Source organism: Paenibacillus sp. SER-28, from assembly GCF_052906305.1.
Genome location: NZ_JBRECM010000012.1, coordinates 69290 through 81571 on the forward strand (window position 1 = coordinate 69290; position 12282 = coordinate 81571).

At 47.7% G+C, this 12282-nt stretch carries 13 protein-coding genes; 5 read left to right on the top strand and 8 right to left on the bottom strand.

Going from position 1 to position 12282, the window contains the following annotated elements; all coding sequences use genetic code 11:
- Positions 1–157 precede the first annotated feature (157 nt).
- Positions 158–1693 carry a Ppx/GppA phosphatase family protein gene (locus tag ACUYLD_RS21880; protein WP_446675980.1) on the top strand — a complete coding sequence of 512 codons (1536 nt, stop codon included), beginning with the start codon at positions 158–160 and terminating at the stop codon, positions 1691–1693.
- Here ACUYLD_RS21880 and ppk1 read toward each other — a convergent pair.
- Positions 1653–3761: a polyphosphate kinase 1 gene (gene ppk1, locus ACUYLD_RS21885; protein WP_446675981.1), complete on the bottom strand. Its 2109-nt coding sequence runs from the start codon at positions 3759–3761 to the stop codon at positions 1653–1655. The two genes, ACUYLD_RS21880 and ppk1, sit on opposite strands and share 41 nt — an antisense overlap.
- 307 nt (positions 3762–4068) lie before the next feature.
- On the opposite strand from ppk1, the gene ACUYLD_RS21890 reads away from it, so the two are divergent.
- The 3 genes from ACUYLD_RS21890 to ACUYLD_RS21900 all read left to right on the top strand — a co-directional run bounded on the left by ACUYLD_RS21890 (position 4069) and on the right by ACUYLD_RS21900 (position 6036).
- Positions 4069–4314, top strand: a complete 246-nt coding sequence (locus ACUYLD_RS21890; protein ID WP_007431922.1) for a hypothetical protein — start codon at positions 4069–4071, stop codon at positions 4312–4314.
- 201 nt (positions 4315–4515) lie between these two features.
- A complete protein-coding gene (locus ACUYLD_RS21895) occupies positions 4516–5178 on the top strand; it encodes a futalosine hydrolase (protein ID WP_069290326.1) in 663 nt (220 codons plus the stop codon).
- A complete protein-coding gene (locus tag ACUYLD_RS21900; protein ID WP_069290327.1) occupies positions 5179–6036 on the top strand; it encodes a 1,4-dihydroxy-6-naphthoate synthase in 858 nt (285 codons plus the stop codon).
- Positions 6037–6193: 157 nt separating this feature from the next.
- Here ACUYLD_RS21900 and ACUYLD_RS21905 read toward each other — a convergent pair whose 3' ends face one another.
- The 6 genes from ACUYLD_RS21905 to ACUYLD_RS21930 form a co-directional block, all read right to left on the bottom strand.
- A complete protein-coding gene (locus ACUYLD_RS21905; RefSeq protein WP_014277849.1) occupies positions 6194–6514 on the bottom strand; it encodes a hypothetical protein in 321 nt (106 codons plus the stop codon).
- Positions 6515–6827: 313 nt separating this feature from the next.
- Entirely contained in the window at positions 6828–7118 is a 291-nt protein-coding gene (locus tag ACUYLD_RS21910; RefSeq protein WP_013311821.1) for a hypothetical protein, read from the bottom strand.
- Between the two features lie 18 nt (positions 7119–7136).
- Positions 7137–7463 (bottom strand): hypothetical protein, encoded by a 327-nt coding sequence (locus tag ACUYLD_RS21915; protein WP_061829831.1) that lies wholly within the window; start codon positions 7461–7463, stop codon positions 7137–7139.
- Between the two features lie 28 nt (positions 7464–7491).
- A complete protein-coding gene (locus tag ACUYLD_RS21920) occupies positions 7492–7836 on the bottom strand; it encodes a YkvA family protein (protein WP_013311822.1) in 345 nt (114 codons plus the stop codon).
- Positions 7837–7845: 9 nt separating this feature from the next.
- Positions 7846–8460 (bottom strand): hypothetical protein, encoded by a 615-nt coding sequence (locus tag ACUYLD_RS21925; protein ID WP_069290329.1) that lies wholly within the window; start codon positions 8458–8460, stop codon positions 7846–7848.
- Positions 8461–8544: 84 nt separating this feature from the next.
- Positions 8545–9474, bottom strand: a complete 930-nt coding sequence (locus ACUYLD_RS21930) for a DMT family transporter (RefSeq protein ID WP_069290330.1) — start codon at positions 9472–9474, stop codon at positions 8545–8547.
- A 148-nt stretch (positions 9475–9622) separates the two neighbouring features.
- Between ACUYLD_RS21930 and ACUYLD_RS21935 the strand changes: the two genes are divergently transcribed.
- Complete coding sequence (locus ACUYLD_RS21935) at positions 9623–10501, top strand: LysR family transcriptional regulator (protein WP_446675982.1); 879 nt, start codon at positions 9623–9625, stop codon at positions 10499–10501.
- A gap of 146 nt (positions 10502–10647) precedes the next feature.
- On the opposite strand, the gene ACUYLD_RS21940 is transcribed toward ACUYLD_RS21935, so the two are convergent.
- The gene (locus ACUYLD_RS21940; protein ID WP_446675983.1) at positions 10648–12222 is read right to left on the bottom strand and encodes a sigma-70 family RNA polymerase sigma factor; all 1575 of its coding nucleotides are present in this window, start codon (positions 12220–12222) and stop codon (positions 10648–10650) included.
- Positions 12223–12282: the final 60 nt, after the last annotated feature.

A 12282-nucleotide genomic window follows, 5' to 3' on the forward strand; every position in this document is an offset into this window, starting at 1 on the left:
TTGGATGATTGTCCGCGGCATGTGCCTATTTCGACAAGATCATGGCGAACGGTAGCATGCACCGAACATCACTGGTACAATGACAATAATCTACTACCATTTGCACGGAGCAACGGAAATTACCGGCAAATCGTTTTTTCAACAAGGAGGTCAACTCATGAATAGCAAAATTGGCATCATGGACATTGGCTCAAACTCCATTCGTCTGGTGATCTATGAAATGACAGAGACAGGGGCCTATCGAATTGTGCAGGAATGCAAAGAAGCTGCCCGACTGAGCGAAAAGGTTGGGGCCAACGGCCGTATGGAACGGGAGGCGATTCGAAGCATCGCTCCATTGCTGCGCCAATTTATGGCGGTATGCCATATGCACGGGGTGGTCCGTATGCGTGCAGCAGCAACAGCAGCCATCCGCAATGCCACGAATTCGGACGAAATCGTCCAATGGATCGCGGAGGAGACAAATTTAACACTGGAAATACTGAGCGGGGAGCAAGAAGGCTATGCCGGTTTTCTGGGCGTAGTGAACACTATGAATGTGAGTGACGGAATCATTATTGACATCGGGGGTGGCAGTACCGAAATTACGCTGTTCCGCGATCGAAAGCGACTGCATACGGTGTCATTTCCCTTTGGCGCCGTCAATATGAATTGGCGCTTTGGACGTAAGGTTAAGAATGGCGAATGGTCTCCTCAGCAGATTGAGGAAATGGAGAGCTTTGTCCGTTCTTCACTGCAAAATCATGATTGGATCTTCTCCAATCCGGGTCTGCCATTCATCGGGCTGGGCGGAACCCTGCGTACTTTGGCTAAAATCAATCAGAAGCGACAGGATTACTCACTTCCTGTGACGCACCATTACGAAATGACGATAGAAGATGTCGATTACTTCTATGGCAGTCTGCCCCATCTTCCCTATGAAAAACGCAAAAAAACAGCCGGCCTGTCCAAGGACAGAGCCGACATCATTGTACCGGGTCTTATTATATTGAAAACGATATTTGAAGCTGCTCAAGGCTCCGCGTATTTGGTCAGTGGAGCGGGTCTGCGAGACGGCCTATTTCATGAGCTGGTCAACGCTGAACAGCCCGTGGTAGCTAATCCGCTTATCACATCCATTCGCAATATCCTTTCGTTTGCTGTCCCGGTTAGCGAAGCGCATGTCAAGCGGGTTAACGAGTACGCCGTCCGTCTTTATGACACATTGGCTAACGGAACCTCAGCTGCTATGGACAAGCGCTTGTTACTGACCGCAGCAACTCTTTACAAAACGGGGGCTGCCTTGAATTACTATCATTTCCGCCAGAATTCCGTATTCTGGATTTTACATGCAGGCATTGGCGGTCTGTCCCATAGGGAAACGGTACTAGCCGCGTTGATCGCGGATTACCATCCCAAGAACCGGACTCCTCGTTTGCTACGCACACATGCCGATATTTTGGAGCCTTCCGACGAGGAACGTGTACATCGGCTCGGCTCGCTGCTCCAGCTCGCGATTGGCATGGATCGGAGTGAGTCAGGAATGATTACCAGCATCGATCCCTCTACAGGGGATGACGCACTGCATCTTCGTCTGGAAAGCAAGAGTGAACCCATATTAGAACAACGGGAGCTAGAATCGGTTGCCAAGGATTTTCAAAAGGCTTGGAACCTTACATTGTCGTGGTCCATTCTACCTTCTTCCAATTTCTAACCTTCATCGCTTCAGATTGGCTCCTAATAGGAGCCTCTTTGTCGTTTCTGGACACAAATTGATAGCTGCCGTTAGGCAAAAGCTGGCGCGCCTTCACATTATCCCTTAACGATAAATGCAGAATATCTGCCAGCATTTCTTTGATCCCGTCATCATAAATCGGACACATTAGTTCAATTCGGCGGGTCAAATTGCGCGTCATCCAATCTGCACTGGACAGAAATAACTCGGACTTGCCTCCATTTTCAAAATAAAACAATCTGGAATGCTCCAGGAAGCGGTCTACAATACTGATGACACGTATGTTCTCGCTGAATCCTTCCACACCGGGACGCAAACAACAAACCCCTCTAATGATAAGATCAATCTTCACACCTGCCTGGGAAGCCGCATATAGTTCATCGATCATCTCTTGATTGGATAAGGAGTTGATCTTGGCAATAATCCGGGCGGGCTTACCTGCCAATGCTTGCTCAGCTTCCCTACGGATGAGTTCAAACAGCTTGTTCTTCATTCCTGTTGGAGCCACCGTAAAAGCTTGCAAAGTCTTGAGCGCAGAGAATCCCGTGATTTCATTAAACAGTTCGGAGGCATCCTCTCCAAGTACCGGATCCGACGTAAACAATCCGATATCCGTATACACGCGCGCCGTGCTTTCATTATAATTGCCTGTGCCTACGTGCACATATCGTTTGAGCGCGTTACGCTCATGACGTATGACAAGAATGATTTTGGCGTGCGTCTTCAAGCCAACCAACCCATACACTACATGACAGCCTGCTTTTTCAAGCTTACGCGCCCAGGCAATATTACGTTCCTCGTCAAAACGGGCTTTCAGCTCTACCACCACCGTTACCTGCTTGCCCGATTCGGCCGCACGTGCCAATGCCGGAATCAGTTTCGATTCCCCGTTGACACGGTACAGGGTCATTTTGATTGCCATCACATCCGGGTCCTCTGATGCCTCAATGATAAAATCAGTTACCGCATCGAATGATTCATATGGATGGTACACGAGCACGTCCCGTTTGCGAAGTACGTTGAAAATATCCTCTTGTGGGGGCAGTTCTTCCGGATACAGTGGTTTGATTGCCGGAAATTTCAAATGCGAATACCCCTCCAAATGATCGGCAAAAGACGACAAAAACGTCAGATCCAACGGCCCGTCCATCTCAAACACATGATCGAACAGCTTGAATTCGCGTTGAAGCTCCATCAGGGCATAGGGATGGATCCCTTTTTCTACTTCCAGTCTAACCGGCGCCCCCCGGCGTCTTCGACGCAGCTCTTTTTCAATCTCTTCGAGCAAATCTTCGATCTCTTCTTCATTAATGGATAAATCGGAGTTACGCGTAACACGAAAGGCATGAACCGCCTCCGGAACATATCCAGTGAACAGCGTTTGGATGTGATGCTTGATTAGTTCCTCAATTAAAATAAATGATTTCTTCTTGCTGTTCGACCGCAAAGGCACCGTAACAACACGTGGAATATTCGAAGGCACCTGCACAATGGCAAAAAGCGGTTTATCCTCCTCCGTATCCCCGGGACGTCTCAAGACGACCGCTAAATATACGTATTTATTATGAACCAGTGGAAAAGGACGGCTCTGATCGACCGCCATCGGCGTGAGTACCGGAAATATAATTTCATGAAAATATGCATCCAGCGACTTGCGCTGTGTTGTATTTAAGTCTTCATATTCGAGCAGTAAAAGACCTTTTTTCGTCAAGAGGCGAGAAATATCACGATAGGTCCGGTATTGTTCCGATACCATCGAGACGGTACGCTTGATCAGGCGTTTGTACAAACCGGAAGGGGTATATCCCGTAAAATCCTTTTGCATAAAACCCGCCTTGATCTTCTCGCGCGTCTCTGCAACACGAACAGCCATAAACTCATCCAAATTGCTAGATACAATCGCCAAAAATTTGGCTCTCTCCAGCAACGGTGTATCTGCATCCTGAGCTTCCTGAAGCACACGGCGATTAAATTCAATCCAGCTTAAATCTCGATTAAAGTAACGTTCTGACCCGGCTTTATCCTTATTCTGACTCTCTATCAACATATGGCCTCCATCAATTCATGCAGTATAGTATCCCTTTATTGTACTATTAGATGAAACGCACTAGCATCACAGCAGTGTAAACGCAATGTAAAATGTGTGTAAACACAAACTGGATGTATGAAAAGGTCAATCGGACGCTTTACAAAAATAGCATTAAGCGGTACAGTGTTTACGTCTGTTTCATAGAGTAGATTGACGAACCGTTCCTTTTTCAGTTGTTTATGTTCATTATGATGTGTAATAACCACTTAGAAGTCACGTTCAATTGCTGATTTTCAAATGGCATGATATAGGGAGGATTTACGTTATGGAACCCAAGAAAACGCCACGCGTACTGCAAAAAAACATCGAATTTTTCACCGCGGCGCTATCTCAACACCTCGTTTCGGTCTGGCAAGAGGACCCTACAGGTGTATACTGTGAGATTGGCTGTGGATATATCGAGTTATTCAGTAGCGAGATGATTCGGGTGCGCAATCAAGATGGAACCCCAAGCCATTATGACCGCAATATCACCATGTTTCAGTTGATCACGAAGGATCAGCCGATATAATTATTATATGCTATGCCTGCGCTGTTCTTCCAGATTAGAATTGTTTAATGTTTACAACTACCGATTTTCATATCTGCTGAATCTTGCAGTTTTTCCAAAAAGCGCCTCAGAGCGCTTTTTTTGTCGACTTTTTTTGAACATCGTTTCGAAAAGCAGTATGATAAGGGAGCATATTACCTAAATTTAAAGGGGAATTAACCGATGGAGCATACAACATCAGATGGGCGCATCCTGGTTATGACCGCGGTTGAAGCCGAACGTGAAGCTGTACTGCGGGGCCTGCAAGGCGATACCCGTTTTGTGGTCGAGCTGGCTGGCGTGGGCGCACCGTCCGCAGCGGCTTCAACCGCGCTAGCACTAGCGGCAGCTGGTGACTACCATCTGGTCATCAGCGCCGGAATTGGTGGCGGCTTCGTGGAGGTCGCTGCACTGGAAAGCGTCGTTGTTGCTGACGCGATCATTGCCGCCGACCTAGGAGCCGAGACGGCAGAGGGCTTCAGCAGCGTGGACGAGCTGGGTTTCGGCTCAAGCCGAATTGCCGTGAACGTTGCCACCGCGCAGCGATTCGTTCAGGCGCTGCGCGCTGCTGGACAGACGGCTGTCGCGGGGCCGATCCTGACCGTCTCCACGGCCACCGGTACGGCGGCAACAGCGGAACGGCTGGCCAAGCGCGTTCCCGGAGCTGCTGCCGAAGCGATGGAAGGCTACGGCGTAGCCGTGGCGGCAAATAGGCTGGAACTACCGACGATGGAAATCCGCACGATTTCCAATGCTGTCGGTCCACGTGACCGTGCAGCCTGGCGGATCAAAGAGGCTTTGCAAGCGTTGGAAGCCGCATTTTCTACATTAACGGAGGTTATATAGATGCAAATTGCTTTTTCACCTTGTCCCAACGACACTTTTGTCTTCCATGCCCTGGCGCATGGATTGATTCCGGGCGCACCCGCGCTGGACATTACATTTGCCGATATCGACATCACCAACAATCTGGCGATCACACCAGACGGACTGGATATCATGAAAATTTCGTATGCTGCACTCCCTTGGGTGCTGGATGAATACGCCCTGCTGCCTTGCGGAGGCGCACTGGGCCGGGGGTGTGGTCCGCTCGTGCTGACCAAGGAAGGTTCCACCGTCGAAGGCCCGGAAGCCCTATCCGGCAAGCGTGTAGCCGTTCCGAGTGAACGTTCCACTGCCTATCTGCTGTTCCGCCTGTGGGCAGCCAAGCATGTGCCTGGGGGTGTCGGCGAGATCGTCGTGATGCCGTTCGACCAAATCATGCCTGCTGTCCGTGACGGGGAGATAGATGCCGGGCTAGTCATTCATGAAGCACGGTTCACGTATCCGTCCTACGGACTTAGTAAGCAAGTCGATCTGGGGAACTGGTGGGAAGAAGATACAGGGCTCCCAATCCCGCTCGGAGCCATTATTGCCCGACGTACGCTGGATTTGGATGCGATCACAAACTGGATACGCGCCTCTGTCGAATACGCTTGGAAGCATCCAGAAGCTTCGCGTGAATATGTATTGTCTCATGCGCAGGAGCTTTCACCCGATGTCGCCCAATCTCATATCGACCTGTATGTTAACGATTTTACCGCCAATTTGGGCGACAGCGGATATGCCGCCATCGAAGCTTTGCTTGGTCGCGCTGCGCAGGAAGGGCTGGTACCTTCGTTTGATTTAGCCCAACTGCGCCCTAATTCCACAACAACACGTTAAAAGGGACAGACAAGCCATGCATGTTTTCCTGCTGAATAGAGTAGTTTAAACATATAAAACCTCCCGAACGAGCACATGGCCTAGCCGTGCGCCCCATTCGGGAGGTTTTATCATTTCATATGGCGAATCCTCATTCGGGCTCGCTTGATCCTTATTCTTAGTTCTGTTCCTGCTCCACAACCTCGGTCTTAAATACGTTATCCAGTTTGGTACCCAATCTTTTGACCAGCGGCACCTTGATATCCCGGCTCAGCTCCTTGAAAAAAGCATCCATGTCACAATTAATCTTATCCAACACGACCTTCACGGTGCCCTCTGCCAAGATCTGCTCATTCAGATCCTCCGGTACGGTAACCGAGATATCATACTTCTTGCTTAACGTTTTAATGTAGCGGGTAAAGATTTCGATAAGCTCCTCATTGTTGAACTTCTCAACTGCAACTTGCCCTTTGTTAGTAAATTTCAAATTCACTCTCACGTTAGCATTTCCCCTTTTCCTTTTGACCATTTATTTTGGATAAACGTTGAACCTTTCAGAGGCTCTTCAAAGAAAGGGCCTTACCGGTCGTTTTAGACTCTTGTCCTTTGATATACTAAGTATAACACATTAAGGCCGTTTTCATTTCCCAACTTGTCGTTTTATGATAAAAAATGATACAATTTGCGCATTTTCAGCATAAATTCTTTCTTTTCATGCCAATCATTAGGAATAGTTTATACACAAATACACAAAAAAACGCCTATCTCGCAAAAGAAAGACGTTTCCGTATAGAGGCCCAAGTGGTATGCATTTACAGAGGCTTCGTACATTCCCAACCATGTGAACGATACTCACGCACAGCGTCTCGTATATCCTCAATATCATCAGAATGCAGCAAAACGGCAGGTAGAATTACCCAATATTCATTCTCCGCTAAATCAATAAATACGTCCTCGACATCGTAATATTGCATATCGCCAAATGCCGTATCCCTGATTTTCTGTCCAACCAAAGGTGTAAACTGGGAATCAAATGTTTTCATCACCTTCGTATATTCCTTCACGCCCGTTGCCGAGATCTGCTGTGAAATAATGACGCTCAATGCTGTTACCTCCCTGACCTAATAATGCTCATTATACCCTTCTCTCAGACCCTCTACAAAACCTTGCGCAAAAAAAATCATAAAAATCAATAGGCCGATGCCAATAGCAACGGAGCTGATTACAATAATGAAAATGCCCTGCGTGTTTCTTTGCTCCATTCGTTTCGTTAAAATTCCGAAAACCAAACCTAAGACACCCAACAATCCTCCAAAGACAAAAAAACTAAATATGAACCCCAAACCTGCAAAAATCCAGCCAAATAGAGCGAGCACCCAGCCCTGCGGCTGCGACTCGCTCTGTTTCATCTGCCAGCGCTCCCTCGCTGTAGGTGTATATCTGTCCATTCCTTCTCCCCCGCTCCACTTGCATTCCTTAAGACAAAAATTCGCTCGCCTTCTCCCGATGGACAGGCTTGATATGCATGTCCAACACTTTTAAGGCTGCTAGCACAACCCCAGCATCATCTGTAAAGCCCAACATCGGAATAACATCTGATATGGCATCTAATGGAGAAATAAAATACGCCAAGGCTCCGAATGCTACCCCTTTGGCATACAGAGGCGTTTCAGGATCTATCGCACAATAGTACATAGCCACCGCATCCTTCACAAAGGGAACTTTTCCAGCCGTGGACTTCACCTTGTTGAAAAATCCCTTTTTCACCTGTTCTTCCTGTTTTGGATCATACTTGGCTTTGGTTACGTCAAAATCCTTCATAGGTTCCTCCTATTGCTGACCGGTAAGTTTGAAAGTGCCACCTTCCCGCTTACCAAGCGGATAATTTTGAACCGTCATTTCCACCTTCGTGTTCTTATCCCACACCGGAAGCTTGTCAGATGTACCGTACCCTTTCATAGCTATGTTTATAACTTCCTCCGCCTTCTTCGTCAATGCAGCAGAGGACATATTATATTTACCATAACCTTGATAAGCACCGCCAAAACCGAGATTAGGTTGATTGTTCACATTCAGTAGCACACCCTTCAACGTGCCATCTTCTGTTACATCAAAAGTCACTTTTTCCAATACAAAATCATCGGTGACGACAGATGTCTGCTCTAACATATGCGTTATGGCTGACAGGTTTGCTGTTAATCTAACTCGTTCCAGTAGCGCCGCTGTATCGTTTTGTTGCTTCGTTAATGCTTGTGTTGTCTTATTTAGTGAAGCGTTCGCACTAGTTAAAGTATTTACCTTCGTATTCAGATTATAATTCCATCCCCCCAAGGCTATACATCCTAGTACTGCTACTCCTGAAATGACTGTTGCTACAACTGCGAGCTTACGAACAGAATGTGGTTGCGGCTCCACAGACTGAGTATGACTGCTTAATTCTCCCATACCAAACTTCCTCTCTACTTATATAGTCATATTTTACTATTCCCCTCTCTGATAATCTAGTATATTTTTCCTAATTCAATATTACTATGCATTTGTACAGGAATTCGTTTCATCAGCCTTTGAGCTTCGGTTCTTTCGTTTTCCGGGAGATGCTGTATTTACCAGATACACACTGCCTGCGATCAGCACCAGCCCCACAACAAACGTCAAAGTAAGTGATTCCTTGAGCATTACCATACTAAAGACCGTGGACAACACCGGAATCATAAACGTATAGGAGCCGACGGTTCCCGCATCTCCGTTGTCGATTAGTTTAAAATAAATCATCCAGCCCATCGCAATCACGAATATCGAAATAAACAATAAAATCGCGATAAAGGAGGTCGTCCAGTGAATATCGCTCCATTTCTCGGTCGTAAATCCAATCCCATTAAGTATAATCCCTCCCAAAACGAGCTGCATCGTCACCGCCCAAATGGAATCCAACTGTTGGCTTTTTTTCTTCATATAAATCGTTCCGAGCGCCCAGCACAGTCCTGAAGCTAGCCCCAACACAATGCCCAGTACCGATAAATGCCCTGCCATTCCACCAGAGCTAATCACAATCACCCCGCCAAAACCCAGCACCAGTCCAATGACCTTCAGGGGAAACATACGCTCCCCCAACCACATCCAGGAGAATAATCCTAACAGGATCGGCTGAAGGAATACTAAAGTGGAAAACAACCCAGCAGGCAAATAACGCAACCCTACCGTCTGCAAGCCATAGTAGCCTGCAATATTAAATATGGCCAGCACCAGATAAGTCCACCCATTCTGTCTAAAGCGTAAGGTTTCCCGATGACGCATAGCGAACAACAGCAGAATCACACCACCCAGTAGGGTACGGAGTCCTGAAAAAAATATCGGCGGCGTATCTGGCAAAGCCAGCTTGGTCAACGGCCAGTTGATCCCCCATACCATTACTAATATCAAGACAAGCCACAGCGTGGCTTTAGGTGTTAATTTTTTCATAGATATCTTCTCTCCCTTAGATTTTCATCGTTCATTGCTTACGACTAAAATATGAATAGCCGTTTGCAAAGTTTTGCTTTACTAGCGTATACTGTGGTCACTAATAAATAAAATGAATGTTTTCAATGAGGGAGATAACTTTTCACTTATGACCATTACTCAAATTATGATCTTCGTTCGTGTAGCTGAAACGCTAAACTTCACCCAAACTGCCCATGAGCTGCATATGACGCAGCCCGCGGTTAGCCATGCCATCGCAAGCATCGAAAACGAGCTGGATGTTCAGCTATTGCTGCGCGACCGAAAAAAAGGAGTGCTGCTGACCGATATCGGGCACAAGGTACTGCTGCAATTCCGCATGATGCTGCAAAGCATGGAAAAGGTACAGCAGCAGGTGGCTGCTGAAAAAGGTCTAGACGTGGGCACGATCACGATCGGGGCCTTTCCTTCTGCCTCAGCCTATTTTCTGCCCCCGATTATTCATCATATTCGTCAGCATTATCCGAACCTTGTTTTCGACCTACATGAAGGCTCCACGAATGAGGTCAAGGAGTGGGTTCATACCAGAGAAATCGAAGCGGGTATCATCCTGTTACCAGACCCTCAGGTAGATGTCATCCCTTTATGTCAGGATGACATGGTTATTCTCCTGCCAGACGGTCACCCTCTACAATCGCACAATAAAATCGCCATTCGAGACTTGAATCAGCAGGATATGATCTTTTGTAAAGGTGGACATGAGGTCGCCATTATGGAAGGTTTTGAACGCGAGCAAAGTCAGTTGCAGGCACAGTTCATTACTCATAATATCAGCACCTTGGTCAGCATGGTTCGACAGGGACTAGGTATGGGTATTGTCTCTTCACTCGCCTTGTCCACGTTCCCCCATGATCTGACCGTCAAGGAGACTTCACCTCTGATCACACGCCAAATCGGTATCGCTGTACCATCCCTGCATAATGCTTCACTTGCTGTACAGTTATTTGTGCGAACCGTGCAGGAGCTATTTACGGATTCGAAACAGTAGAAGCATCGGTAACGAGATTTTGGCAGGTGTATAATGTTTCCTAAATACTTTTCTTGTCTTAATATGGTGTACTTAAAAAATAAAAAGGAGTTTTCCATAAACGGAAAACTCTTTCGCACTTTAAACAATCTGCTTCTGTACTTTCTTCAATGTCGGACCAATCCACCAGCCAAATCATCCCATCGCCAAGAAACCTCATGTCCATGGAGATGCAGCCCCCCAAACCACTCGTCGATTCCTTGAACTGCAATGCGGTCCACTGATCCATTCAGTACCTCTTTACCCAACTCTGTCAGAATTACCTTTCGGTTCAGAAAATCCGGAATTTGTCTGTAATCCAAGCCAGCCTCATCCCCGTCAATCATCAGCAAAGGATGTTCACCTTGCACCAAAGCACGAATAAATTTCCAGTATTCGAGATCACCCATGCCGAGCACATGCAGAACGTCTGTTACCTGACGAAATAATTCCAATGGCGTATCCACTCCATTATGAACGGTCTGAAGCGTGGTCTGTTCCACAATGCCAAGACCATTCCGCTCCGAGGGCAACCGCTTGAGATGTGCTGTGAAGGCTTCATAGGCAAAAGGTAGGCCAGATGCTGCCAGTTCTGCCTTCTTGTCTTCCAGCAGATTAGCCATTTGAGCAGGATCAGGAGAAGCATACGCCTGCCAAAGCTCGCTTCCGAGCTCCATCTCTTGCCGTTCAATAGTTCGCCAGGTCCCGGATAATGTCTGAAGCTGTGCCGGAGTGAGCTGTCCCAGACCATGAAATCGTTCGATTCCCGGAAACTCCCCAATACAGAGCAGGCTCAGCTTTGTGCGGCCCAGTTTCTGTTTCTTGAACCAGTGGAGCAGATAGGCGAGCATGCTCTGATCAAACAGGTCATGTTCAAACCACAACACGACTTCATCATACTTGATAAATTCACGAAGTTTCTGCTCTTGTTCCTCACATGCCGTAATAAATTCGCTGGCCGGAATACCTATCGTTTCCTCCAGGACCCGGCCCCGTAGTGCCCGTTCTTCCGCCCCCGCTGGATTTGCAAATATCGGTCCTGCCGGATATACCTCTCTCCATACAAGCACGTCACCTTGTACAACACCCTGCTTCAACATGTCACCTACAACATCACCGTTAACAATATGTAGCATGTTTTGCCCTCCCTCATACAAATGATTGAACACGGAGACGAGGTCGGCCACCGGGAGTGTACCTTTCAACTTTCGGCGGGCATCGTGCAGCCGCTTCTTAAGCGTCGGGACCGGAGTGCCCAGATAATCGGAAATTTCCTGAAGAGAGTAACCGTAAAAATAAAACAGCCGCAGAGGCACGCGCAGCTTGGCAGACAGTGCCTTCACCGATTGCTGCAGAACTTGGCTCTCCTCCCTACGCTCTGCAATTTCTACCAAACCCGGTACTCCTCCCGATACCTGCACAGCCTCATCCAGAGGAAGCATCGAATGATGCTTGCGCCGCAGCGTCCGCTGGCACTGTCTTACGACAATGGTCTTGAACCAGCCTGGAAAAGCGGACGGGGTCTGCAGCTTCTCCAGATTCTGATAAGCCTCTATGAACGCATCCTGCACGGCATCTTCCGCGAGATGGACATCCTTCAGCATGTCATAGGACACGGCATATGCCATTCCGCGAAAATGCAGCATCAGCTGCCCAAACGCTTCCGCATCCCCTAGCCACGCCTTTTCAACCCACTCCCTCATACGTCCCTAGCCTCTTTTCTTTCGTGTTCTTATTCTTAAGTGCCAACTCCGTGGGGGAAG